The organism is Nocardia sp. NPDC003726 (assembly GCF_053586955.1).
Genome location: NZ_JBSFNF010000010.1, coordinates 1 through 24,981, shown reverse-complemented (window position 1 = coordinate 24,981; position 24,981 = coordinate 1). Strand labels below are relative to the sequence as shown.

The following is a 24,981-nucleotide window of genomic DNA, read 5'->3' as shown; positions in this document are numbered from 1 at the left end:
ACATGGCTAGCTCCGAGCCGACGACGGCCGAACTCCGGCCGTCGTCCGCGCCAGAGCCCGCCGGTCGGGACGATCCGGGCGGCCTGAGCGTCGCGGTGGTGCGCGAACGTCTCGACCTGGCCAATCTGCGTTCGTTCGCCAATTCCTCACCGGGACGGCTGATCGCGCTCGGACTGCTGCTCATCGGGTTGTGCCTGGCCGCGGGCTCCGTCACCGCGGGGACGGTCGGTGATCGACAGCACGACCTCGACGTGTTGCTGCGGGACACCGAACCGGACGCGCACTCGGCGCTGCGGCTCTACACCTCGCTGTCGATCGCCGACGCCGCGGCGAGCACCGCCTTCATCGCGGGCGGGCTGGAACCACAAGCGGTGCGCGATCGCTACACCCAGGCGATGGGCGAAGCAGCCGCGGAATTGGTGACCCAATCCGACGCGGCGACCGATCCGGATGCCCGGCTGCGCACCGGCATAGTCACCGGCCTGCCGGTGTACTCCGGTCTGGTGGAAACCGCACGGACGAACAACCGCAGCGGGTATCCGGTCGGCGCCGCGTATTTGAGCGAGGCGTCCAACCAGATGCAGACCAAGCTGCTGCCGATGGCCGAGGAACTGCACAATCATCGCTCGGCGGCGGTCACCACGGCGCAGCGCAACCACGTGCGGCCGCCCTGGTCGGCGATCGGCCTGCTGCTGCTCACCCTCGGCGTGCTGGTCTGGGTTCAGCGTGATCTGGCGCGCCGCTGGCGGCGGGTGCTCAACCCCGGCCTGGTGCTCGCGTCGGTGGCCATGCTGATCCTGCTGGCCTGGACGGTGATCGCGGGCTCGGTGTCGGCGGCGGCGATGATCAGCGCCCGTGACGACGGCGCGGTGCCATCCTCGCGCTTGACCGAGAGCCGGATCCTGGTGCAGCAGGCCCGGGCCGCGGAGACCTTGAAATTGGTGCGCCGCGACGCGACCGGCGACTACGACCGCACCTACGACGCGAACATCGAACGGCTGGCCGATCTGATCGGCAACTACCCGGGCTCCGCCCCCGCGGCGAACGAGATGCGCAATGCCGTACCGGCGCTGGCGCGCTGGCGCGTGGCGCACCAGCGCATGAACGACGCGCTGGCCAAGGGCGATTTCAACAGCGCGGCCGTGGTGGCGACCGGCCCCGGCTCGGCGGACGTCACCGTGCAGGTGGAGGCGCTGGACCGTTCGCTCGAGCAAGGCGTCGCCGCGACCAGGGACACGCTGCGGGACAAGATCTCCCATGCCGCTCGCATCCTGGACTTCCTGGGCGCGGGCGCGATGGTGCTCGGCATTCTGGCGGCAGGCTATGTCGGACTGGGCATCTGGCCCCGGCTTCGGGAGTACCGATGAGATCCGCGCGCGGCATTCTGGTGACCGCCCTCGTCGTGGTGACGGTGGCGAGCGGCTGTGCGAGCGATACCGGCGCGCCGGTGTCGAGCAAGACGCCGAAATACACCGATCCCCCGTTGCCGGCCAAGGCCGTTCCGGTGCTGACCGATTCGCCGGTCCCGCCTGCGCCGGGCGCGTCGCGGTGCGGGGACCCGACCGCGAGCCTGCGTCCGACCGGAGCGGGCGCGCGTGGCCCCGCGATCGACGCGATCCGGGCGCGGGGCAGGCTGCTGGTCGGATTGGACACCGGCAGCAATCTGTTCAGCTACCGCGATCCGGTCTCCGGCGCCATCGTCGGTTTCGACGCCGATATCGCCAGGGAGGTGGCCCGCGATCTGCTCGGCAGCCCGGATCTGATCGAGTTCCGCAGCCTCGGCTCCGCCGAGCGGGAGTCGGCGTTGCAGAACCGCACCGTCGACCTGGTCGCCAAGACCATGACGATCAATTGCGAGCGGCGCGAGAAGGTCACGTTCTCCACCGTCTACCTGCGCGCCAATCAACGGGTGCTCGCGGTGAAGAACTCCGGGATCCGCAGCCTGGCCGATCTGGCGGGTCGCCGGGTCTGCATCGTCTCCGGCACCACGTCGCTGGAGCACATGCGCCGCAACCAGCCCGCCGCGACCATCCTCACCGTTCCGAGCTGGGCCGACTGCCTGGTCGTGCTACAACAACGCCAGGTGGACGCGGTCAGCACCGACGATGCCATCCTCGCGGGCCTGGCCGCCCAGGACCCGTACACCGAACTGGTCGGCGCCAGCATCAGCGAGGAGCCGTACGGCCTCGGCATCACCAAGGGCAACGACGACCTGGTGCGCTTCGTCAACGGCACGCTGGAACGCATCCGCAACGACGGCACCTGGGTCGGGCTGTACCAGAAATATCTCACCGTCCTCGGCCCCGTCCCCGCTCCGCCCGCCCCTACCTATCAGGATTGACGGGCCGATGAACACACGGTCCGCCCCCGAGCCCGACCCGGACGAGAACGCCGCGGGAGGGCCCGGCCCGGCCGCCGTGTGCGAGGGTGAATCCACCGCGTCGGCCGGGCGACAGCAGGGACAGGAGGCGGCCGAACCACCGCGCGCAGACCACGCGAGCCCGCGCCACCTGGGGTCTCGCCCCGCGGGGACGGGGCGGCGCGGAAGGATCGACGACGCCGAACCTCTTGCGCCCGAAGAACTCCAGCACACCACATACACGCCGATCGGTCGCGCGGCCACCGCGTTCGGCACGGTCGCCTGGAACCGCGCCGAAGACACGGACCCGCCCGACGACGCACCGGCGATACCGAACCCAGCCGCCCCGGCCGCCGGGGAATCGACCTCCCCCACCGATGACGCGCAGGCGAACCCGAACCAGGCCGCTCGCGAAGCCGGAAAATCGGCCCCGCCCACCGACGACGCACCGGCGACGCCGCACCAAGCCGCACCCGTCACTGGGGAATCGGCATCCCACACCGATGACCCACGCCACCGCACCCGCACGGAACAGCACGGCACGGCCACGCGGGACAGCGCGCGGGACGCGAAACGCGAAGCGTCGTCCAAGGACGCGCAACAGTCGGCAGCCGAGGCGGGTTCGGACGCGACCCGACCGCAGACGAACCGACCGGAAGCGACGTCGAGCACGGCCGCATGGTCGCCCGATCCCACCGGACGCCAACAGCCACCGGAAGCGGTGGATATCCAGGGCACGGCTGCGCACGAGCCGGCGACCGCAGCAACATCGGACCAGACGCGGCGCACGGACTCCGAACCCGCGTCGGCTCCGCAGCGCACCTCCGGACGCAGCGTGCGCACCGCGCGCACCCGCCCGGCGGTCCGGCGACTGGGCGCGGGGCTGGTGCCGATCCCGACGGTGACGCCCGCCGATCCCCGCGACGCCGTCCTCACCGACGCGGTGGTCTCCGAGGGGAGGCGATTCTGCTGGCGCTGCGGCAAACCGGTCGGCCGGGCGACGGCGACCAGGCCCGCGACCACGGCGGGCACCTGCGCGACCTGCGACGCGCCCTTCGATTTCCGGCCCACGCTGTACCCGGGCGACATGGTGGCCGGGCAGTACGAGATCCAGGGCTGCATCGCGCACGGCGGACTCGGCTGGATCTATCTGGCGATCGACCGGAATGTCAGCGACCGCTGGGTGGTGCTCAAGGGCCTGCTGCACGCCGGTGACGCCGAAGCGCAGGCGGTCGCCGTGGCCGAACGCCAATTCCTCGCCGAGGTGGCGCATCCCAGCATCGTCAAGATCTACAACTTCGTCGAGCACACCGGCGCGGACGGCACGCCCGTCGGCTACATCGTCATGGAGTACGTGGGCGGCCGGTCGTTGCGCGACATCCTGGACTCCTACGAACGCCCGCAGCGCATGCCGGTCACCGAGGCGATCGCCTACCTGCTGGAGATCCTGCCCGCGCTGGACTACCTGCACTCGACCGGGCTGACCTACAACGACCTCAAGCCCGACAACGTGATGGTCACCGATGATCAGGTCAAACTGATCGATCTGGGGGCCGTCGCCACTATCGAAGCGTACGGAAACCTGTATGGCACCAGGGGGTTCCAAGCGCCCGAGATCGCGCGTACCGGCCCGACCATCGCCTCCGACATCTACACCGTCGGACGCACGCTGGCCGTGCTCACCTTGAACATGCCCTCGGAGCACGGCCGCTATCTCGACGGCCTGCCCGAGCCCGACGATCAGCCCGTGCTGGCCCGCTACCAGTGCTTCCATCGTCTGCTGCTGTGCGCCACCGACCCGGACCCCCAGCGCCGCTTCCCCTCCGCCCGCGCGATGTCCGCCCAGATGTCGGGCGTGCTGCGGGAGATCCTCGCCCAGGAGACCGACACCGAGCACCCGCAGCTGTCCACGGTCTTCACGCCGCCGCGGGCCAGTTTCGGCACCGAGGAACTGATCAGCCAGACCGACGCCTACACCGACGGCCGCCCCCGCAGCAGCTTGCTCGATGCCCCGGACGTGGCGGCGGCGTTGCCGATTCCGCTGCTGGACCCGGCCGATCCGTCGGCCCCCCTGCTCTCGGCCGCCGTGCACCCCGACCCCGCCCACGCGCTGGAGGCGCTACGGCAGGCACGCGAGCGAGCCGAGGCCGATCCGGGCAACGCCCCGAAGTCGCTCGATCTGGAACTCACCCTCGCCGAGGCGCGGGTGCGGCTCGATCTGCGTGAGTCCGCCACGGTCCTGGACCTGCTCTCGCGACTGCCGGAACGCGATTGGCGAGTGAGCTGGTATCGAGGCATGGCCGAACTGCTCGACCGGGAGTACGAGCGCGCCTTCACCGACTTCGACGAGGTCTTCCGCGTGCTCCCCGGCGAACTCGCGCCGCAACTGGCGCTCGCCGCTACCGCCGAACTGATCCTCCAGCATTGGGATTCGCCGGACCCCGAACAATGGCGCAGTTACGCCGAGCAGGCTTACGAGACCGTCTGGCGCACCGACCGCACCGTGGTGAGCGCCGCTTTCGGGCTGGCCAGGCAACTGGCGGCGGACGGGCGGGTGGACCAGGCCGTGCGGGCGCTCGACGCCGTGCCCGCCGCGTCGCGGCATTTCACCACCGCGCGGATGACGGCCGTGCTGCTCATGGTCACCGCCGAGCCGGTGGCCGAACTCGACGAGGCGACCCTGCACATCTCGGCGTCCCGCGTGCTGAGCCTGCCCGCGGGCGAGAGTCGCGCCGCGCAGATGCGGGTGCTGGTGCTCGGCGCGGCCCTGGCGTGGCTGCAGGCGGGGAACACGCCGAAACGTCCCGATGCCACGCTGTTCGGCGCCGCGTTCACCGAACGGGAACTGCGAGCAGGCGCCGAAGCGGGCCTGCGCTCGCTGGCTCGCGGAGCGCCCAACCGCAGGCATCGCTACGCGCTCGTCGACCTGGCCAACTCGATTCGCGCGAAGACCTGGATCTAGCCGTCGACCACCTGCCGCGCGGCGCGTGCGATGGCCAGTTCCTCGTTGGTCGGCACCACGAGCACCGCGACCTGCGCGCCGGGCGGGGAGATACGCCGCGCGGCGCGGTCTTCGGCGGTATTGGCCGCCGGATCGACCTCGATGCCGAACCCGCCGAGACCGGCCAGGGCGTCCGCGCGCACCTGCGGGCTGTTCTCGCCGACTCCTGCGGTGAAGGTGATCGCGTCGACGCCGCCGAGTTCGATCAGGTACGCGCCCAGGTAACGCCGCAGCCGATGGATGTACACGTCGTAGGCCAGCCGCGCCGCCTCGTCGCCACTGTCGATGAGGCGGCGCAGTTCGCGGAAGTCGTTCACGCCGGACAGGCCCTTGATCCCGGAATCCCGGTTGAGCAGTGTGTCGATCGCATCGATGTCCAGGTGCGCCGACCGCGCCAGGTGCGCCACGATGCCGGGATCGAGATCACCGGACCTGGTGCCCATCACCAGGCCTTCCAGCGGTGTGAGGCCCATGCTGGTGTCGATCGGATGCCCGCCGCGGATGGCCGACGCCGACGCGCCGTTGCCGAGGTGGAAGACGATCTGCCGCAGCTCGGCGGGATCGCGCCCGAGCAGCTCGGCGGCACGGCCGGACACGTACTCGTGCGAGGTGCCGTGGAAGCCGTACTTCCGGATGCCGTGCGCCGCCGCTACTTTGGCGTCGATGGCGTAGGTCTTCGCGGCCGCGGGCAGGCCGTGGAAGAACGCCGTGTCGAACACCGCCACCTGCGGCACGCCCGGCAACAGCTGCCGCGCGCTCTCGATCCCGGCGACGTTGGCCGGATTGTGCAGCGGCGCCAGCGCCGCGAGTTCGCTGATCGCGGCCACCACGCCGTCGTCGATCAGGGTGGGCCGGTAGAACACCTCGCCGCCGTGCACCACCCGGTGCCCGACCGCACGCACGCCTTCGCGCACCAGATCGTGACCCGTCGCGGCGAAGGTGTCGAAGATCAGTCGCAGCCCGGCGGCGTGATCGGCGATCCGCTCGCGGCGCTCGGTGGTCTCGCCGTCGGCGCGATGCTCGATCCCGCCTTCGTCCTCGCCGATCCGCTCGACCATGCCCGATGCCGCGACCACACCCGAATCCGGGTCCACCAGCTGGTATTTGATGGACGATGAGCCGGAGTTGATCACCAGCACCATGCCTTCGGCCGTCTTGCTCATCACGCCTCCTGTGTCGCGCGCTCGCGTCGCACTCGCTCGGCAACCACGATCACGACGCGCTTGTTCCGCGACGCGCACGCGCCGCGGCGGCGCCGGCGCGCATCAGCTGTCCTGCGCCTGGATGGCGGTGATCGCCACGGTGTTGACGATGTCGGCCACCAGCGCGCCGCGGGACAGGTCGTTGACCGGCTTGCGCAGCCCTTGCAGCACCGGGCCGATCGCGATCGCGCCCGCGCTGCGCTGCACCGCCTTGTAGGTGTTGTTGCCGGTATTGAGGTCGGGAAACACGAATACCGTCGCGCGCCCGGCCACTTCGGAATCGGGCAGTTTGGCGTCGGCGACGGTCGGTTCGATCGCGGCGTCGTATTGGATCGGCCCCTCCACCGGCAACTGCGGTGCGCGTTCCCGCGTCAGCTTGGTCGCCACGCGCACCTTGTCCACGTCCGCGCCGCTGCCCGATTCGCCGGTGGAATACGACAGCATCGCGACCCTGGGCTCGATGCCGAAACGCTCGGCGGTCGCCGCGGACGAGATCGCGATATCGGCCAGCTGCTGCGCCGTCGGATCGGGCACGACCGCGCAGTCGCCGTACGCGAGCACCCGGTCGGCCAGGCACATCAGGAACACGCTGGAGACGGTGGCGACGCCGTCCACCGTTTTGATGATCTCCAGCGACGGGCGGATGGTGTGCGCGGTGGTGTGCGCCGCACCCGAGACCATGCCGTCGGCGATGCCCTTGTGCACCATCATGGTGCCGAAATAGGAGATGTCCGCGACGGTCTCGCGGGCCCGCTCCAGCGTCATGCCCTTGTGTTTGCGCAGCTCGGCGTATTCGGCGGCGAACTCGTCCAGGTAGCCGGAGGCGCGTGGGTCCAGCACCTGCGCGGCGGAGATGTCCACCCCGAGTTCGGCGGCTCGGGCGCGCACCGTCGTCTCGTCGCCGAGGATGATCAGATCGGCGATCTTGCGCTGCAGCACCCGTCCCGCCGCGCGCAGAATGCGGTCGTCGTCGCCTTCCGGCAGCACGATGCGCTTGCGATCCGCCCGCGCGCGCTCGATGAGCTGGTACTCGAACATCTGCGGCGTGACCACCGGACTGGGCGGAACGTCGATGCGCCGCAGCAACTCCGCGCCGTCGACGTGTTGCTCCATCAGGGCCAGGGCGGTGTCCACCTTGCGCGGATTGCCCGCGGACATGCGGCCGCGGGTGCGGTACGCGGCGCCCGCCGTGTCGTAGGTGCCGAGCTCGGTGGTGAGGATCGGCAGCTTGGGCTTCAGGCCGGTCATGAGCCGGGCGATCGCGGGATGCGGCAGCAGGCCGCCGTTCATGATGATGCCCGACAGCGACGGAAAGCCCTCCGCTTCGTGCGCGTTCACGACGCTGAGCAGCACGTCGGACCGATCGCCAGGCGCGATCACCACCACGCCCTCGGTCAGCCGTTCCAGGATGTGCTCGGCCGTCATGCCGCCGACCATGACCTTCAGCGCCTCGCGGTGCAGCAATTCCGGGTCGCCGCTGTACATCTCGCCGCCGATCGCGGCGCACAGCTCGGCCATGGTGGGAGCGATCAGCAAGGGGACCTCGGGCAACGTCCAAGACGGGACGTCGAAGCCGCCCAGCGCCGCGGCCACCTCGTCCAGCCGCTGCGGGTCGCAACGGTTGGCGATGACGGCGACCAGCTGCGCGTGCTCGTGCGCCAGCTCCGACGCGCACAGCTCGGCCAGCTGCTTCACCTCGTCCGGCGTGCGGCCCGCGCCGCGGAGCACGAGCAACACCGGCGCGCCGAGGTTGACCGCGATCCTGGCGTTGAAGCGCAGCTCGCTGGGGCTGGCCACGTCGGTGTAGTCGCTGCCGACCACGACCACCGCGTCACAGAGCTTGGCGACCTCGTGGAAGCGCAGGACGATCTCGCTGATCGCCGCGTCCGGGTCGGCGTGGACCTGCTCGTAGGTGGTGCCGACCGCCTGCGCGTAGTCGATGTCCGCGGTGCTGTGCTCGAGCAGCAGTTCCAGGATGTAGTCGGGCTCGGTGGTCGAGCGGGTGATCGGCCGGAACACCCCGACCCGCGCGGTCGTCGCGCACAGCGTCTGCAGTACCCCGAGTGCCACCGTCGACTTACCGGTGTCGCCCTCGGGAGAGGCGATGTACACGGCGGATGGAGCGTTGTCGGCCATGTCCGAGAGCTTAGTGAACCAGCGGCAACCGGACCCCGCCGCGCGACGATCGTCACCCGCGGGGGTGCTGCTGCGGGCGCGAAGCCGCCGGGGTCGGGGCTCCCCTGCCGCTATAGTCCGGGCATGGCTGAGCAATTTCCGGATCGGCAGTGGGGTTCGCGGACCAACCTATTCGCTCGCGCGGCAAGCAGATTCGCGGCGACGAAGGCCGGCTCCCGGCTCGTTCGGGCGCTCACCCCGCTGGACCGGGCGGTCTTGGAGCGTACCGGCGCGAAGTACACCGTGCTCGGCCCGATCGGCGCGCCGGTCATTCTGCTCACCACCATCGGACGCAAGTCCGGTCAGCCGCGCACCCAGCCGTTGCTGTACGTGCACGACGGCGACACCCTCTACGTGATCGGCAGCAACTTCGGCCAGGCGCACCACCCCGCCTGGACCGCCAACCTCCTGGCCAACCCCACCGCGACGGTGGCGATCGCGGGCGAGCGCATCCAGGTCACCGCGACTCCGGTCCCGGACCCCGACAAAGACGCCATCTTCCAACGCTTCGTCGACATCACCGGCGCCTACGCCGCCTACCGCACCCGCACCACCCGCGACCTGCGCATCTTCGCCCTCCGCCGGGCGGAACCCCGGGCGTAACCCCGCGAGTGGCACACCACCGTGGCATCGGCCGAGAAGACCTCTCCGTGGTGTGCCACTCGCGGACGTCTAGGCCAGCGCGCGGAGGCGGGGGGCCAGGTCGCGCTGGAAGAGGTCGAGGAAGCGGCGCTGGTCGTGGCCGGGGGCGTGGAAGACCAGGTGGTTGAGGCCCGCGTCGAGGTAGGGCTTGATCTGTTCCACCGCTTGGTCGGGGTCGCTGGCGACGATCCAGCGCTTGGCGATCTGCTCGATGGGCAGCGCGTCGGCGGCGGCCTCCATCTCGATCGGGTCGGTGATGCTGTGCTTCTGCTCGGCGGTGAGCGACAGCGGAGCCCAGAACCGGGTGTTCTCCCTGGCCAGCTCCGGATCGGTGTCGTAGGAGAGCTTGATCTCGATCATCCGGTCGATGTCGTCGGCGCTGCGCCCCGCCTTCGCCGCGCCCTCCGCGACGGCGGGCATCAACTTCTCGGTGTAGAGGTCCATGCCCTTGCCCGAGGTGCAGATGAAGCCGTCGCCCGCGCGCCCGGCGTACCGCGCGACCAGCGGGCCGCCCGCGGCGACGTAGATCGGGATCCCGCCCTTGGGCACGTCGTAGATGGAGGCGCCGACGGTCTTGTAGTACTCGCCGTCGAAGTCGACGCGGTCGCCGGTCCACAGGGCGCGCATCAGGTCGACCGACTCGCGCAGGCGCGCGAAACGCTCCTTGAATTCCGGCCATTCGCCGGTGTACCCGGTGGCGATCTCGTTGAGCGCCTCACCGGTGCCGACGCCGAGCATGACGCGATCGGGGTACAGGCAGCCGAGGGTGGCGAACGCCTGCGCGATCACCGCGGGGTTGTAGCGGAACGTCGGGGTGAGCACCGACGTGCCGAGCTGAATGCGCTCGGTGCGCTCGCCGACCGCGGCCAGCCACGCCAGCGAGAACGGCGCGTGGCCGCCCTTGTGCCGCCAGGGCTGGAAATGGTCGCTCACGGTGGCGCTGTCCAAGCCGTGTTCCTCGGCCAGCACCGCGATCTCGACGAGTTCACGGGGACCGAACTGCTCCGCCGATGCTTTGTATCCGAGCTTGAGTCCGCTCATCTGCCACGCTCCTCGCGTTTCGTTTCGCCGCCATCGCGATCCGTCATCGACAGTAGTCAACCCCGCCGCCCTCCGCGCCGACGACCCGGCGCGGATGATCTTCACGGCGGAGAACGCCGCCGAGGGGGCGAAATGTTTCCGCCGTGGCGGATGCTGAGCGATAGCGGATAATGGCCGCGTGAACGCAGACGACGAGCCGATCCTGTCCTACTTGACCGATATGGACGGCGTGCTGGTGCACGAGGACCACCTCATCCCTGGCGCCGACAAGTTCCTCGCCGAACTGCGCGCCAACGACACGCCATTCCTGGTGCTGACCAACAATTCGATCCGCACGCCGCGCGATCTGCAGGCGCGGCTGCGGCACACCGGCCTCGACATCCCCGAAGAAGCGATCTGGACCTCCGCGCTGGCCACCGCCACATTCCTGAACGAACAGCGCCCCAACGGCACCGCGTACGTGGTGGGCGAATCCGGGCTCACCACCGCGTTGCACGAGATCGGCTACGTGCTGACCGACAGCGACCCGGACTACGTGGTCCTCGGCGAGACCAGGACGTACTCGTTCGAGGCGATCACCACCGCGATCCGGCTGGTCGAGCGCGGCGCGCGCTTCATCGCGACCAATCCGGACCCGACCGGCCCGTCCCGCGAGGGTTCGCTGCCCGCGACCGGCTCGGTGGCCGCGCTGATCACCCGCGCCACCGGCCGCGATCCCTACTACGTCGGCAAACCGAACCCGCTGATGATGCGCTCCGCGTTGCGCCGCATCGGCGCCCATTCCCAGTCCACGGTGATGATCGGCGACCGGATGGACACCGACGTCATCTCCGGCCTGGAAGCGGGCATGCGCACCATCCTGGTCACCTCGGGCATCTCCACCCGAGCGTCCTTCGAGGCCTACCCCTACCGTCCCACGATGGTCGTGGACTCGGTCGCCGATCTGATCGGCAAGACCAAAGCCCCGTTCACGGACTGATCGATATCCAGCCGCTCGCCACCGCGCGATGGGCACCGACCTGTCGGGCGATCGCCTCGAAAGGCGCAGCGAGGCAGGGCGCCCGTCCAGCGACCTCCGCCGAGCGGACAGTGGGCCGGGGATCGACGCCCCTTCCGACCGGACCCGCGCGACGCGGAACGCCGGCGTCCGAAGGCTTCGGATCGTCGCAGGATCAGTCGTCCGCGGGTGAAATCCACCCGCACCCCCGGTGCCGCCGTTACCGGCGCCCAACTGCGCGCGCCGTACTACGCGCGGCCGACGGTGATCGCGTCCAGCGCGGCGGACAACCTGGTGAGCACCTCGACGGTCAGCGCCAGCTGCTCGCGGCCGAGTTCTTCGGCGAGCCGCTCCGCCATCACCGCGTGCTGCGGATTGATCCGGCCGACCGCGGCCAGGCCCGCGTCGGTGACCGCGACGAGTTTCGCGCGGCGGTGCGCGGGATTGGGACGGTATTCGGCAAGACCCTTGTCCACCAGCAGATCCGCGATGCGCTGGACGCTCTGCCGGGTGATGCCCATTGCGCGGGCGATCCCCGCGACGGGTAACGGCGCTCGCAATACCGCGCCGAGCACCTGCCACCACGCGGCGGTGAGACCAGCCGGTCGCGCCAAATCCTCGGCCACCGCGAGGAATTGACCGTTCAGGCGGAACGACGTGATCGCCGCCCCCGCGAACAGTTCCTGTTCAGGGGTCATGCTCACCTCCGGTACCCGCGGCCGGTTTCCCGGATCACCGACGATTCTCGCTCACGCATGCTGCGCGTCGTACTCCGCGAGCACCGCCCATCCGGCCGGATCGGAGTGCGCGTACAACGCGTACCAGCCGTCCAGCACATGCGGCTCGTACACGCCGAGCCTGCCGAGCACCTCGCGGGCGAATTCGAACGGCGCGCTCGCACCGGCGGTGATCACGTCACCGTCGGTGACGGCCGGTTCGTCGACGTAGTGATCCGCGCCCGAATACCCGCTGTAGCGAAGGTACTCGGCGACATTGCTGGTGTGCCTGCGGGTGTCGAGCAGTCCCGCCTTGGCCAAGCCGAACGTCGCGCCGCAGATCGCGGCGACGGAACACCGGCGTCCACGAACTCGCGCGCCTTGTGCGCGAACGGATCGAGTTGCGGCCCCTCCCAGGTCTCCGCGCCCGGCAGGATCAGCATTGCGCTGTCCGCGGGGGTCAGGTCGGCGAGCGCGATGTCCGGCACGATGCGCATGCCACCCATCGTGGTGATCGGTTCCGTCGTCGGGCCGACCGTTTGCACCTGCCACGTTCCCGGCTCCCGATGCCAGTTCGGCTTGTTGATGTGCGCGGTGGCCGCGCCCACCTCCCAGTCGGCGAGCGTGTCGTAAACGGCCATGTGCACTGTCTGTATCATGACAGTATGCTGTCATATTTGACAGTATGCTGTCAATCGCGGAACGGCGGACCCGCGAACCGGCAACTACGCTGGACGCATGCGAATTTCGGTGGCGGCGGACGAGCGGGTGGGTGTGGCCGCGGAACTGGTCGACGAGCTGGGCAAGCGCGGCCACGAACTCCTGCTGCACGGCGCGCTGTCCGACGAGGAACGCGACGATTGGGCGTGGGCCAGCGAAGCGGCCGCCCGCGACGTCGCCTCCGGTCACGCCGAGCAGGCCGTCGTCTGCTGCTGGACCGGCACGGGCGCATCGATCGCCGCGAACAAGGTCGCCGGCGTCCGCGCCGCGCTCTGCGCCGACGCATCGACCGCGGCGGGCGCCCGCACCTGGAACGACGCGAATGTCCTTGCCCTGAGCCTGCGTTCGACCTCGAGCGCCGAACTCAGGGAAATCCTCGACGCCTGGTTCACCACCGAACCGAGCTCGGCCCCGGACGACCAGGCCAACATCGCCCATCTCACCGACATCGAACGCACCGACGGCTGACCAGCGGAACGCCCGGCGCCGGCAGGCCTGCGGGCCATCGCTCGGCCCTCGACAGCCGTCTCCGCATGACGCGCGGCATCGAAGCCCGCCCGCGCCTGCGGCCGAACCCGGCGCTACCGTCGAGGCATGTCCATCCAGAGCGCCGGTGGCACGTTCGGGAACTACTTCCTCGAACGCTTGCTGGGTCGTGGCGGCATGGGCGAGGTGTGGCTGGCACACGACCGTGACGGCCGCGCCGTGGCGCTCAAGGTGCTGTCCTCGGCATATACCGCCGATCCGCTCTATCGGCAGCGCTTCGAGCGGGAGGCGCGGTTGGGGGCTCGGGCGCGCAATCCGCATATCGTGCCCATCCACGCGTTCGGCGAGGTCGACGGCCACCTGTTCTTGGAGATGGCCTACATCGATGGCATCGATCTCGGCACCCGGTTGAGATCGGGCGCGCTACCGCCGGACCGGGCCGTGGACGTCATCGCCCAGGCCGCCGAGGCGCTGGATGCCGCGCATGCGGCCGGACTCGTGCACCGGGATGTGAAGCCCGGCAACATCCTTCTGCACACCAGCGGTTTCGTGTATCTGATCGATTTCGGCATCGCCCGCGCCGCCGACGGCACGGCGCTCACCGCGACCGGGCTGGTGGTGGGCACGCTGGGGTACATGGCGCCGGAACGCTTCACGGGCACGGTCGACGCCAGGTCGGATGTCTATTCGCTGGCCTGCGTGCTCTACGAGGCTCTGACCGGACAACCGCCCTACGGCGCTGGCGATCCGGCCCAGCAGATGCGCGCGCATCTGATGACCGAGCCGCCGCGCGCGTCACGTGCGGCCGACGGCGTCCCGGCCGCACTCGATGACGTCATCGCCCGCGGAATGGCCAAGGAGCCGGACGCGCGCTACGGCAGCGCGGGACAGTTCGCCGCCGCGGCATCGGCAGCCCTGAACCCGTCCGCGCGACCGAACACGCCGGTACCGGGCTCCATGCCACCGTCCGGCCGTACGCCGACCAGGATCATGCCCGTCGTCACCTCCACGCAACCGCCACCCGAGGTCCGGCCCCCCGCCCCGACCGGGCAGCGCGGCCCTCGGCGGAAACTTCGCATCGCGACCGCGGCAGCGGCGGCGGCGCTGGCCGCCGCGGCGGCGGTGTGGCTGGTGGCAGGCGGCATCGACAACGGGTCCGCGCCCGTCGCGAGCACGACCGACCGCGAAGCGATGGCGACCAATTCCTCGACCGGTGCGCAGTCCGCGAATCCTGGCCCCGCCACGCGCGACGGAAACTTCGCCTTCACCGTCACCGACGCGGCCACCGGAAGCGGTTCGCGCACGATCGTGACGCTTACCGTCACCAATGTGTCCGACCACGAACAGACTTGGTCCATCCCGGAGCAACGACTGGTCACCACCGGCGGGCGTTCGCTCCCGCCGGACGCGGCGGGCACCGCCGAGCTGAATCCGCCCGGCGACTTCGCGCGCATCGCTCCCGGCCGCGCCGGTACTTTCCGCCTAGCCTTCGACCTGCCCGGCAAGAACAAGAACGGCAAGAAGAACGACAAGAAGGACGAGGCCCCGAGCCATCTGGTCCTGCACGGCGATCCGTCGTCACCCGGCGTAACCGTGCCGATCCGCTGACCGCTCGGGCCACGGCTTCCCGGTCAGGCCAATGCTTGGTCGAGATCTTGGAGCAGGTCCTCCACGTCTTCCAAGCCCACCGAGATGCGCACGACGCCGTCGGTCAGGCCGATGGTGGCCCTGCCTTCGGGGCCCATGGCGCGGTGTGTGGTGGTCGCCGGGTGGGTGATCAGCGACTTCGCGTCACCGAGGTTGTTGGAGATGTCGACGACGCGCAACCGGTTGAGGACTTCGAACGCGCGCTTCTTTGCCTCGTTCTCGGGAGCGTTCAACTCGAAGGTGACCACGGTGCCGCCCCCGCTCATCTGGCCGGCGGCCAGTGCGTACTGCGGATGCGATTCCAGGAACGGGTACCGCACCCAGCTGACGGCCGGGTTGCTCTCCAGGAAGCGGGCGATGCGCAGGGCGGACTCCGTCGAATGGCGCACCCGCAGCGGCATCGTCTCCAAGCCTTTGAGCAGCGTCCACGCGTTGAACGGGCTCAGCGCGGGACCGGTGTGGCGCATCAGCGTTTTCACCGGCCCGTCGATGTAGTCCCGAGCCCCGAGTATCGCGCCGCCGAGCACGCGGCCCTGGCCGTCGATGTGCTTGGTGCCCGAGTAGACCACCACGTCGGCGCCGAGCTCGAAGCCGCGTTGCAGCAGCGGGGTGGCGAACACGTTGTCCAGCACGACCTTCGCGCCCGCCGCATGCGCCAGCTCGGTCACCCGCCGCACGTCGACCAGCGTCTGCATCGGGTTGGCCGGCGTCTCGAAGAAGACCGCCTGCGTGGGCACCGACAGCGCCTGCTCCCACTGGTCGAGGTCCTCGCCGTCGACGAAGACGGTCTCAACGCCCCAGCGCGGCAGGATCTCGTTGCACACCACGAAGCACGAGCCGAACAGGCTGCGCGCGGCGACCAGCCGGTCACCGGCGCCCAGCAGCGCGCCGAGCGCGGTGAACACCGCGGACATGCCGCTCGCGGTCGCGAAGCACGCCTCGGCGCCGTCGAGCAGGCGCATCCGCTCCTCGAACATGGCCACCGTCGGGTTGCCGTAGCGGGAGTAGACGAAGTGCTCGACCTCGCCGGTGAACGCGGCCTCGGCCGCCTCGGCGCTCTCGTAGACGAAGCCGGAGGTCAGGTAGAGCGCCTCCGCGGTCTCCTCGAAACCGGAGCGCCGCAGGCCGCCGCGCACGCCGAGCGTCGCGGGGCCGACGCCGTCGGGCAGCGGCTTGTCGAACGCGCCGCCGGTGATCACGACTGCCGCCACGGCAGTCCGAGAGCACGCCAGCCGGAGCCGCCGCGATGCCCGAATTCGTCGAGCGGGCCCTCGAAGCCCTCGAGCACGTTGTAGGAGGTGCGGTAACCCGCGGAGGTGGCGGCGATCGCCGCGCCCACCGAACGCTGACCGGAGCGACAGAGGAAGACCACCGGAGCCTCCGGGTCATGGCCGTCGAGCGCCTGCTTCAACTGCTCGACGAACGCCTCGTTGCGCGCGCCCGTCGAGTCGACCCACTCGATCAGCACGGTCGGCCGCTCGATCGAACTGGTGTCGGGGACGCCCACGAACTTCCATTCCGCTTCCGTCCGCACGTCCACCAAGACGGCTTCCGGATTGTTCTGCAACAGCTCCCATGCCTGCTGCGGGGTGATGTCACCGGCATAACTCATGTGCACCTCCTGTGAATCCGCACTTGCCGCGCCCGGGACCGAGGCGCCGCCAGGTCGTCACCCGGAGCACCCCACCGCGGAGGAGGGTTGCCGACCAGCAATGCCGGGGCTTGACACTGGTTCTCATGACCTTCGACTGAGATTGCACCGACCCGGGTCACCGTGTCAAACGGTGGCGCACCCTGCGCGAACGCTCAGGTGCACACCAGCCACTTGTCACCGGATCTGGTGAGATTCCAGGTCGTCGTCTTCTCCTGCCCGTCCACCTTCGTGGTGACGGTCGCCTTGCCCCGGTCGCCGTCCACCATGGGCGAGTCGATTTTCGTGATCTCGACCGGCTTTCCGGCGCCGTCCTGGCCCGCCAGCGGTGAGTGGGTCGCGTCGAAGCCCTGGCACGCGGTGCCGGGCGGCGGCACGGCGTCGCTGCGGTTGGAGCCGTCGACGAAGTTGCGGACGGCCGCCGCGATGCGGTCGGCCTCTGTGACATTTTTCTCAGCGGGCGAGAGCACACCGCCGAGCACGATCGCGATCAGCACGATCGCCGCGACCACCGCTGCGGCGACGAACGGGACCACCGAGCGTTTGTCGGTCTGGTCGACGCGGATGATCTCGTCCTCGTCCGCGGCGGGATGCTGTTCGGTCATGAGTCGATGATCCCTGGTCGGCGGCGGTATCGAGCGCTCGCCCCCCCGGCTGCGGACCAGGCGCGACGCCGATCCGAAGCGAGGGGCGGCGATAGACCGGGCTCGAGCGGGTAGACGACGATCATGACCGTGGATGGCATCCGCCGGGTTCACGCACCGACGCGGGGCGGCATCGGCCATCCCGATAGAATCGCGGGACGGCGGCCTGCTGTCATAGCGAATCGGCAGCTCCACGCCGCGGCGAACGGAGCACCGTGCAGCCACGAGCCGGCAACGCCGGCGTCCGCACCGGACGGGTGCGACCGAGCCGGTGCGTCAACTTAGCCTAAGCTAAGCCCAGACGTCATTAATTGTTTCGACCATAAAGGTGCGCGTAAAGAGATGACCGAACAGAGTGCAGTAGAGGATGGCGGTGTCCGCGAGCCCTCCGTGGTGACGCAGGCTTCCTCCTCCGGGCCTGACGCGCACACCGCGAGGACCCGCCCGCTCCGCATCGCGATCGTGGGCGCCGGACCGGCCGGGATCTACGCCGCCGACGCATTGATGAAGTCCGACGCCGAGGTGTCGATCGACCTCTACGAGCGCATGCCCGCGCCGTTCGGCCTGATCCGCTACGGCGTCGCGCCCGACCACCCCAGGATCAAGGGCATCATCACCGCCCTGCACAAGGTCCTCGACAAGCCGCAGGTGCGCCTGCTCGGCAACATCGACTACGGCACCGACATCACCCTCGACGACCTGCGCGCCTTCTACGACGCGGTGATCTTCTCCACCGGAGCCAACGCCGACCGTGCCCTGCCCATCCCCGGCATCGACCTCGACGGCTCCTACGGCGCCGCCGACTTCGTCTCCTGGTACGACGGCCACCCCGACGTGCCGCGCACCTGGCCGTTGGACGCGGAGAAGGTCGCCGTTCTCGGCGTCGGCAACGTCGCCCTCGACGTCGCCCGCGTGCTGGCCAAGACCGGCGACGAGCTGCTGCCGACGGAGATCCCGCCGAACGTCTACAAGGGCCTCAAGGCCAACAAGGCCGTCGAGGTGCACGTCTTCGGCCGCCGCGGCCCGGCGCAGGCCAAGTTCACCCCGCTGGAGCTGCGCGAACTCGACCACTCGCCCACCATCGAAGTCATCGTCGACCCCGAGGACATCGACTACGACGAGGGCTCCGAGGCCGCGCGGCGGCACTCCAAGCAGGTCGACATGGTGGCCAACACGCTCGAGCAGTGGGCCATCCGCGACGCGGGCGACCGGCCGCACAAGCTGTTCCTGCACTTCTTCGAGTCCCCCGCCGAAATCCTCGGTGAGAACGGCAAGGTCGTCGGCCTGCGCACCGAGCGCACCCAGCTCGACGGCACCGGCAACGTCAAGGGCACCGGCGTGTTCAAGGACTGGGACGTGCAGGCGGTCTATCGCGCCGTCGGCTACCTGTCGCAGAACCTGACCAACCTGCCGTTCGACGATCAGGCCGGCACCGTGCCGAACGAAGCCGGTCGCGTGCTCGTCGACGAGAACGCCGACGGCGCCGCGCGCTACATGCCCGCCACCTACGTCACCGGCTGGATCAAGCGCGGCCCGGTCGGCCTGATCGGCCACACCAAGGGCGACGCCAACGAGACTATCGCCTGCCTGCTGGACGACGCTCCCCGCTTCACCCCGGCCGAGCGGCCCGAGCCGGAGGCCGTCATCGAGTTCCTCGAGGGCAAGGGCATCCCGTTCACCACGTGGGCCGGTTGGTACCGCCTCGACGCGCACGAACGCTCCCTCGGCGAACCGGAGGGCCGCGAGCGCGTCAAGGTCGTCGAGCGCGAGGACATGCTGCGCGCCAGCGAACCGCACAAGGTCTGATCACCCACCGAGTGACCGCTCCGCCGCCGTCGCGACACCCCAGCTCTGGCAGCGGAAAATCCGACCCTGAGGCATTCTGTACAAGTGTTCGATGCCCACCTGCACATTTTCGACCCGCGGTTTCCGCTGGCCGAGAACGAGGGCTACCTGCCCGACCCGTTCACCATCGCCGATTACCGCAAGCGCATGGCGCGCTACGACATCAGCGGCGGCGCCGTGGTCAGCGGGTCGTTCCAGGGCACGGACCAGACCTACCTGAAGGCCGCCCTCGCCGAACTGGGCGAGGGCTGGGTCGGCGTCACCCGGCTCGATCTGGACGCCACCGACGAGGAGATCCTGGAACTGGACCGGATCGGGGTGCGCGCGCTGCGGTTCAACCTCAAGCGCGCGGCCACCGACATCACCGGCATGACGTTGCAGGCGCTGCGCGCCTACGACCTGGCCGGCTGGCATGTCGAGGTCTACATCGACGGCACGATGCTGGCCTCGCTGCAACCGGTCATCTCCAAGCTGCCCGCGCTGTCGGTCGACCATCTGGGCATGTCCGCCGAAGGGGTGCCCTTCCTGCTGGATCTGGTCGACCGCGGAGCCAAGGTGAAGGCGACCGGTTTCGGCCGGGTCGCGATGAATGTCGCCGACACGCTGCGCCGGGTGCACGCGGTGAATCCGGAAGCCCTCATGTTCGGCACCGATCTGCCCGGCACCAGAGCCGGGCGCCCGTTCCGGGACTCGGACGTGGACCTGCTCTGCGACGTGGTGGGCACCGACATGTACGCGGTGCTGGAGGACAACGCCCGCGCCTTCTACCGGCTCCCGGCCCGCGAGCGCGCTGTCAGCGACGACACGCCTCCCACGCTGCCGTTGCACCGGCCGGAACCGCCGACCCTCCGGCTGCGCCGCGACGAACTCCCGGGAAGCCGAGCGGGCGACACTGTCCCGTTTCCCGCCATCGATCGGTAACGCTCAGACGGCGAAGACGCCCGCGAGCCAGACCCCGGTGGCCAGCAACGCGCCGAACAGCTCGATCAGCATGGACAGGCCGACGCCCTTCAACGCGTGCACCGTCGCCTGCCACGCCTGCCGGTTGACCCGCAGCCGCTGGAGTTCCCAGAGGTAAACGCCGAGAACGAAACCCACGAACAGGCCGACCACCGGGATCACGAAGAAACCGATCACGCCGAGGATCGCGCCGAGCAGGAGCGCGCGGTTGGACACTCCCGCGTCTTTCATCCGCCGCCCCGGCCAGGTGTATTTGACGACACCCGAGAGCACCAGCAGCACGGTGCTGATCGCGAAAACCGTCCAGGCCGTGGCGCCCCCGGTGAGGAATGCCCAGACGGCGATGGCCGCGAAGATCAGGATGACGCCCGGCAGGATCGGCACGACGATCCCGGCCAGACCGACCACGATCGCGAGACCGGCGAGAAGGTTGTACCACCCCTGATCAGACAGCGCTTCCACACGTGCAGCCTAGAGCCGGGCGCACCATCGGGCGAGCCGTCGATTCAGCGCCCGTGGACGTTCGAGGATGCCCAGGGCTTCGGCCCCCACGTTATTGTCATACTGTCAATACATCCTTCCCGGTGGCTGCCGGGAGGACGCACCGGCCACCGGTGCGCTGGATCGAACGACGAACCGAGGTAGGGCGTGAGCACTCCATCCACCGCCAAGCAGGGCCCGCTCGCGGGCATCAAGGTCATCGAGCTGGCCGGGATCGGCCCCGGTCCGCACGCCGCGCTGCTGCTCGCCGATCTGGGGGCCGACGTGGTGCGGGTGCAGCGGGCCGGCCAGCTGCCCGGCGGGTTCGACCGTCCGCAGCTGCGCGGCCGGACCATCGTCGAGGCCAACCTCAAGGACCCCGCCGACATCGAGAAGGTGCTCGGCCTGGTCGAGAAGGCGGACGTGCTGATCGAGGGCTTCCGCCCCGGCGTCACCGAGCGATTGGGCATCGGCCCGGACGACGCGCTCGCCCGCAACCCGCGCCTGGTCTACGGACGGATGACCGGCTGGGGTCAGGAGGGCCCGCTGGCCGATCGCGCCGGGCACGACATCAACTACATCTCCATCACCGGCGTGCTGCACGCCATCGGCCGCAAGGGTGAACGCCCCGTTCCGCCGCTGAACATGGTGGGCGATTTCGGCGGCGGCTCGATGTTCCTGGTGTTCGGCATCCTCGCCGCGCTGGTCGAGCGGCAGCAGTCCGGCAAGGGCCAGGTGATCGACGCGGCCATGGTCGATGGCGCCCTTGCCCTTTCGCACATGATCTGGGGCATGCGCGGCGCGGGCGCCTGGTCCGATGAGCGCGGCGTGAACCTGCTCGACACCGGAATGTCGTTCTACGACACCTACGAAACCGCCGACGGCAAGTACATGGCGGTCGGCGCGATCGAACCGCAGTTCTACGCCCAGCTGCTCGCCGGGCTGGAGATCGACGCCGACGGCCTGCCGTTCCAGCTCGATCCCGCCGGGCAGGACACGCTGAAAAAGCTTTTCGCCGAACGCTTCCGGACCAAGACGCGGGACGAGTGGGCCGAGATCTTCGTCGGGACCGACGCGTGCGTCTCCCCCGTGCTCACGTTCGAGGAGGCGACGCGCAACGAGCACATCGCGGCCCGCGGCTCACTGCTCGAGCTGGACAACATCACTCAGCACGCCCCCGCGCCGCGATTCTCCCGCACCCCGAACGGAATTCCGACCCCGCCGCCGACCACCGCCACCCCGATCGAAGCGGTCTGGGCCGAGTGAGCATCGGGCGGGGTGGCGTGGCGCCATCCCGCCCCGTGGCCGATAATTGAAACTTGTAACATACCAACCGGTTCGACAGTTTCGTGCCGGTCCTGCCATACTGTCCGCGAGCAGGTGGCTTTTCGAGAATCGCGGACCGCATGCGGTCCGCTCCTTGACCGCCGCTCTCGCCGGAGGCCTTCGCGCCGTGCGAGCTTCTGCACACCGCCCGAGCACGACGAGGGCCAGTCCCGAGGGGTGGCAGGCCGATCGTGCTCGGCGGTGTGGGAACATGCCGCAGGCGGAGGCACTCCCACCTCGTCGAAATCGCCTCAGTAGCAGGTCAACGGCGTCAACGGATCCGCGGCGCGCGGCGTGAGCGCCGCGTAGGCGGACGCGATGGCCTTGACCGCCAAACGCAATTCGGGTTCCTGGTGGGTGAACGGCAACCGCAGGAACCGTTCGAACGCGCCCTGCACACCGAATCGGGGTCCGGCCGCGAGCAATACGCCGTGGTTGGGAGCCGTGGCGGCCAACGCCGTCGAAACGGAGGTCGGCAGCTGCGCCCACACCGACATTCCGCCCGCGCCGACGCTGACGCGCCAGTCCGGCAGTTCCTCGGCGAGCGCGTCGAGCAGTGCGGCACGCTGCGAGCGCAATTGGTCCCTGCGCCGGTCGAGAATCGCCTCCGCGTGCTCCAGCAGATGCACGGTGGCCAGCTGATCCATCACGGGGGTGCCGAGGTCGACCGTGGAGCGGATGCCGAGCAGCTTGGTGATCAGCGCCTGGCTGGTCCGGATCCAGCCGACGCGCAGACCGCCCCAGAACGATTTCGAGGCCGAGCCGATGGTCACGATCTCGGAGCCTTTGGCGAAGGCGGCGACCGGCGGCGGCGGAACTTCGTCGCCGAGCCCGAGGTCCGCCATCGATTCGTCGATCACGATGGTCATCCTGGTCTCCCGCGCGATGGCGGCCAGTTCGGCGCGGCCGTCGGCGTCGAGCAGCAGGCCGGTCGGGTTGTTGTAGTCCGGCACCAGATAGGCCAGGCCCGCCGCGGTCTGCCGCGCGGCGCTGCGGATGCCGTCGAGGTCCCAGCCGCCCGCCGGGTCCTCCGGGCGCAGCGGCACCGGCACCGGCCGCGCGCCCACGTCGCGGATCGCCTCGATGGCGTTCGGGTAGGTCGGATGGTCGATCAGCACGCGGGCGGCGGGCACCGTGAGCACGTTCAGCAGCAGGCGCAGGCCGTGCTGGGCGCCGAGGGTGACCAGGATCTGATCGGGCTCGGTGGGCAGCCCGCGCGCGGTGTAGCGGCGGGCGATGGCCTCGCGGAGCGCGAGCACGCCGACCGGGTCCATACCGTGCGTGCCGAGGTAGGCCGGAATCCCTTCCAGAGCGACGGAATACGCGTCCTGCATCTCCAGCGGGGCGGCCATGGCGGCATAGGTCATGTCGACGGTGGGCAACTCGGGCGAGCCCATCATCGCCAGGATGCTGCGGGCCGGTTTGACGCCGTCGTGCTGCACGTCGCGAGGCAGGGCCACCGTGCTGCGCGAGCCCTGGCGGCTGATCAGGTAGCCGTGCTCGCGCAACAGCGCGTAGGTGGAGGTGATGGTGGTGCGGCTGACCCCGAGGGTGGCGGCGAGATCCCGTTCGCTGGGCAAGGCGACGCCCAGCGGCGCGCGCCCGTCGTGGATCAGCAGCCGGATGCCCTCGGCGAGCGCCAAGTAGGCCGGGCGAGTGGACCGCCGCCCGGCCGCATCCGGATCGCCGTCGTGCGCGTGCCGCCAACGGCCCAGATCGCGAGCCAGGCTGCCCGCGCCGATCACTCTCGTCGCCATCGGTCCAGTATCGGCTGATTGGATATTCATTGGCAAGGCCAGTGGCGCGCACGCTGGCGGACATGACCGTCCTCGCCACTCTGCTCTCCGCCGCCCTGCTCGGCTTCCTGATCCACCGATTCGCGCCGGACCGCGACACCCGCACCTTCCGCCTCGAACGCTTCCACCCCCGGACACCGATGTCGGACCAACCTCTCTCCTATTACGAGCACCAGCGGAGATACTCCGACCTCGCCGCGATCCACAGCCGTGGCGAAGCGCCATAAGCGATCCGGATATCTAAAGCCAGTTTCGGAAAACTGGACCGCTCATTGCGCACTTGTCGGTCCCGCGGTGCAGACTTGCCTCATGAGTGACGCCGCTCGCCTCGCCGCCGATCGTCCGGCGGCCGAGGCCACCGAGCCTGAGGTCTCCGGCCGCCCCGCACCGTCCGGCCCGATCGCGGCGACGCTGTTCGACACCGCGATCGGCTGCTGCGCGATCGCGTGGAACGAGCACGGCGTGATCCGTTTCCAGCTCCCGGAGGCGACCCCAGCGGCTACCCGCGCGCGCATCACACGCGGACGCACCGGCGAGCGAATCCACGAAGAGCCGCCCACGGGCGCCGTGGCCGCCGCCATCGCGGGCATCCGCGCCCACCTCGCCGGCGAACTCGACGACCTGCGCTGGATCGCACTGGACACCAGCGGGATTCCCGACTTCCACCGCGCCGTCTACGCCGTCACGCGCGCCATCGACCCGGGCCACACCCTCAGCTACGGCCAGGTCGCCCACCTCGTCGGCGCCCCGGGCGGCGCACAGGCGGTCGGACAAGCCCTGGGCCGTAACCCGATCCCCCTGATCATCCCGTGCCACCGCGTCTTGGCCGCCGACCACGCCTTACACGGCTTCTCCGCCCCCGGCGGCATCGACACCAAGCAGCGCCTCTTGGCCATCGAGCGCACCCCGGGCTTCGGCGAGCCCACCTTGTTCTGAACGACCGCTGCCGCAAATACATCGAACGCCGCAGCGCCGCTTCGAATTGCCGCCGCAGACCATCAACCAGCTCGACCACGTTCTCGAGCGAAGCGAGACCAAGCAACCGCCGTTCGCGGCCCGCTCGTGTCTACCCAGCTGCGGCATACGCGAAGAAGGAGCGCGCGGGTCGGTCGAAGAAAGCCGACACCAGCCACGACGAACGGGCGTGCCCCCGGCAGCGAGCCGCGACACCGACGCGCCCAGCGCACCTCGACCACGACTTTCGAGCGAAGCGAGACCGAGCATCCGCCGTTCGCGGCCCGGCTCGCGTGTGCGCGGCCGCCGCGTACGCGACGAAGGAGCAAGCGGCGGTCG

General features: G+C 69.8%; 21 protein-coding genes, 1 pseudogene and 1 riboswitch. Of the genes and pseudogenes, 12 read left to right on the top strand and 10 right to left on the bottom strand.

The genetic code is table 11. From position 1 onward, the window contains the following. The first annotated feature begins 2 nt into the window (after window positions 1-2). The 3 genes from ACWDMM_RS15450 (at window position 3) to ACWDMM_RS15440 (ending at window position 5,321) form a co-directional block, all read left to right on the top strand. On the top strand, window positions 3-1,367 hold the full coding sequence (locus ACWDMM_RS15450; protein WP_357109118.1) for a hypothetical protein: 1,365 nt from the start codon (window positions 3-5) through the stop codon (window positions 1,365-1,367). Further along, window positions 1,364-2,341, top strand: coding sequence for a glutamate ABC transporter substrate-binding protein (locus tag ACWDMM_RS15445; RefSeq protein WP_449937924.1), 978 nt, complete (start codon window positions 1,364-1,366; stop codon window positions 2,339-2,341). The genes ACWDMM_RS15450 and ACWDMM_RS15445 overlap by 4 nt, the downstream gene beginning before the upstream one ends. A 745-nt stretch (window positions 2,342-3,086) precedes the next feature. Then, on the top strand, window positions 3,087-5,321 hold the full coding sequence (locus ACWDMM_RS15440; RefSeq protein ID WP_449938183.1) for a tetratricopeptide repeat protein: 2,235 nt from the start codon (window positions 3,087-3,089) through the stop codon (window positions 5,319-5,321). On the opposite strand, the gene ACWDMM_RS15435 is transcribed toward ACWDMM_RS15440, so the two are convergent. Continuing rightward, complete coding sequence (locus tag ACWDMM_RS15435; RefSeq protein ID WP_357109111.1) at window positions 5,318-6,523, bottom strand: acetate kinase; 1,206 nt, start codon at window positions 6,521-6,523, stop codon at window positions 5,318-5,320. The genes ACWDMM_RS15440 and ACWDMM_RS15435 overlap by 4 nt on opposite strands. 102 nt (window positions 6,524-6,625) lie before the next feature. Continuing rightward, window positions 6,626-8,698 carry a phosphate acetyltransferase gene (gene pta / locus ACWDMM_RS15430; protein ID WP_195080809.1) on the bottom strand — a complete coding sequence of 691 codons (2,073 nt, stop codon included), beginning with the start codon at window positions 8,696-8,698 and terminating at the stop codon, window positions 6,626-6,628. Window positions 8,699-8,821: 123 nt separating this feature from the next. Between pta and ACWDMM_RS15425 the strand changes: the two genes are divergently transcribed. After that, window positions 8,822-9,340, top strand: coding sequence for a nitroreductase/quinone reductase family protein (locus ACWDMM_RS15425; RefSeq protein ID WP_449937920.1), 519 nt, complete (start codon window positions 8,822-8,824; stop codon window positions 9,338-9,340). 69 nt (window positions 9,341-9,409) lie between these two features. Here ACWDMM_RS15425 and fgd read toward each other — a convergent pair whose 3' ends face one another. After that, window positions 9,410-10,420 carry a glucose-6-phosphate dehydrogenase (coenzyme-F420) gene (gene fgd / locus ACWDMM_RS15420; protein WP_067796748.1) on the bottom strand — a complete coding sequence of 337 codons (1,011 nt, stop codon included), beginning with the start codon at window positions 10,418-10,420 and terminating at the stop codon, window positions 9,410-9,412. Between the two features lie 220 nt (window positions 10,421-10,640). On the opposite strand from fgd, the gene ACWDMM_RS15415 reads away from it, so the two are divergent. Beyond that, window positions 10,641-11,399: an HAD-IIA family hydrolase gene (locus ACWDMM_RS15415; RefSeq protein WP_195081034.1), complete on the top strand. Its 759-nt coding sequence runs from the start codon at window positions 10,641-10,643 to the stop codon at window positions 11,397-11,399. A gap of 266 nt (window positions 11,400-11,665) precedes the next feature. Here ACWDMM_RS15415 and ACWDMM_RS15410 read toward each other — a convergent pair whose 3' ends face one another. Next, window positions 11,666-12,115 (bottom strand): MarR family winged helix-turn-helix transcriptional regulator, encoded by a 450-nt coding sequence (locus ACWDMM_RS15410; protein WP_195080811.1) that lies wholly within the window; start codon window positions 12,113-12,115, stop codon window positions 11,666-11,668. A gap of 51 nt (window positions 12,116-12,166) precedes the next feature. After that, window positions 12,167-12,792, bottom strand: a pseudogene (locus ACWDMM_RS15405) (type 1 glutamine amidotransferase family protein). A gap of 79 nt (window positions 12,793-12,871) precedes the next feature. Between ACWDMM_RS15405 and ACWDMM_RS15400 the strand changes: the two are divergent. Beyond that, on the top strand, window positions 12,872-13,321 hold the full coding sequence (locus ACWDMM_RS15400; protein WP_195080813.1) for an RpiB/LacA/LacB family sugar-phosphate isomerase: 450 nt from the start codon (window positions 12,872-12,874) through the stop codon (window positions 13,319-13,321). A 126-nt stretch (window positions 13,322-13,447) separates the two neighbouring features. Beyond that, window positions 13,448-14,947, top strand: a complete 1,500-nt coding sequence (locus ACWDMM_RS15395) for a serine/threonine-protein kinase (RefSeq protein WP_195080814.1) — start codon at window positions 13,448-13,450, stop codon at window positions 14,945-14,947. Window positions 14,948-14,970: 23 nt separating this feature from the next. Here ACWDMM_RS15395 and ACWDMM_RS15390 read toward each other — a convergent pair whose 3' ends face one another. The 3 genes from ACWDMM_RS15390 to ACWDMM_RS15380 all read right to left on the bottom strand — a co-directional run bounded on the left by ACWDMM_RS15390 (window position 14,971) and on the right by ACWDMM_RS15380 (window position 17,242). Further along, window positions 14,971-16,185 (bottom strand): O-succinylhomoserine sulfhydrylase, encoded by a 1,215-nt coding sequence (locus tag ACWDMM_RS15390; protein WP_195081035.1) that lies wholly within the window; start codon window positions 16,183-16,185, stop codon window positions 14,971-14,973. Then, window positions 16,182-16,598 carry a rhodanese-like domain-containing protein gene (locus tag ACWDMM_RS15385; RefSeq protein WP_195080815.1) on the bottom strand — a complete coding sequence of 139 codons (417 nt, stop codon included), beginning with the start codon at window positions 16,596-16,598 and terminating at the stop codon, window positions 16,182-16,184. Before ACWDMM_RS15385 ends, ACWDMM_RS15390 begins: the two co-directional genes overlap by 4 nt. A 14-nt stretch (window positions 16,599-16,612) precedes the next feature. Further along, window positions 16,613-16,729: riboswitch (SAM riboswitch) on the bottom strand. 63 nt (window positions 16,730-16,792) lie between these two features. Then, window positions 16,793-17,242: an Rv0361 family membrane protein gene (locus tag ACWDMM_RS15380; protein ID WP_195080816.1), complete on the bottom strand. Its 450-nt coding sequence runs from the start codon at window positions 17,240-17,242 to the stop codon at window positions 16,793-16,795. Between the two features lie 381 nt (window positions 17,243-17,623). On the opposite strand from ACWDMM_RS15380, the gene ACWDMM_RS15375 reads away from it, so the two are divergent. Both ACWDMM_RS15375 and ACWDMM_RS15370 read left to right on the top strand, forming a co-directional pair. Next, window positions 17,624-19,087, top strand: a complete 1,464-nt coding sequence (locus ACWDMM_RS15375; RefSeq protein ID WP_323124528.1) for an FAD-dependent oxidoreductase — start codon at window positions 17,624-17,626, stop codon at window positions 19,085-19,087. 84 nt (window positions 19,088-19,171) lie between these two features. Then, window positions 19,172-20,047 (top strand): amidohydrolase family protein, encoded by an 876-nt coding sequence (locus ACWDMM_RS15370; RefSeq protein WP_449937914.1) that lies wholly within the window; start codon window positions 19,172-19,174, stop codon window positions 20,045-20,047. A 3-nt stretch (window positions 20,048-20,050) separates the two neighbouring features. On the opposite strand, the gene ACWDMM_RS15365 is transcribed toward ACWDMM_RS15370, so the two are convergent. Beyond that, window positions 20,051-20,548 (bottom strand): DUF456 domain-containing protein, encoded by a 498-nt coding sequence (locus tag ACWDMM_RS15365; RefSeq protein WP_323124527.1) that lies wholly within the window; start codon window positions 20,546-20,548, stop codon window positions 20,051-20,053. 186 nt (window positions 20,549-20,734) lie between these two features. On the opposite strand from ACWDMM_RS15365, the gene ACWDMM_RS15360 reads away from it, so the two are divergent. Further along, window positions 20,735-21,832, top strand: a complete 1,098-nt coding sequence (locus ACWDMM_RS15360; protein ID WP_195080818.1) for a CaiB/BaiF CoA transferase family protein — start codon at window positions 20,735-20,737, stop codon at window positions 21,830-21,832. A 311-nt stretch (window positions 21,833-22,143) separates the two neighbouring features. Here the strand turns inward: ACWDMM_RS15360 and yczR are convergent, their stop codons facing one another. Next, a complete protein-coding gene (gene yczR / locus ACWDMM_RS15355; protein WP_195080819.1) occupies window positions 22,144-23,649 on the bottom strand; it encodes a MocR-like transcription factor YczR in 1,506 nt (501 codons plus the stop codon). 29 nt (window positions 23,650-23,678) lie between these two features. On the opposite strand from yczR, the gene ACWDMM_RS15350 reads away from it, so the two are divergent. Continuing rightward, window positions 23,679-23,915 carry a hypothetical protein gene (locus tag ACWDMM_RS15350; protein ID WP_449937909.1) on the top strand — a complete coding sequence of 79 codons (237 nt, stop codon included), beginning with the start codon at window positions 23,679-23,681 and terminating at the stop codon, window positions 23,913-23,915. An 82-nt stretch (window positions 23,916-23,997) separates the two neighbouring features. Then, window positions 23,998-24,624, top strand: a complete 627-nt coding sequence (locus ACWDMM_RS15345) for a methylated-DNA--[protein]-cysteine S-methyltransferase (protein WP_195080821.1) — start codon at window positions 23,998-24,000, stop codon at window positions 24,622-24,624. Window positions 24,625-24,981 lie beyond the last annotated feature (357 nt).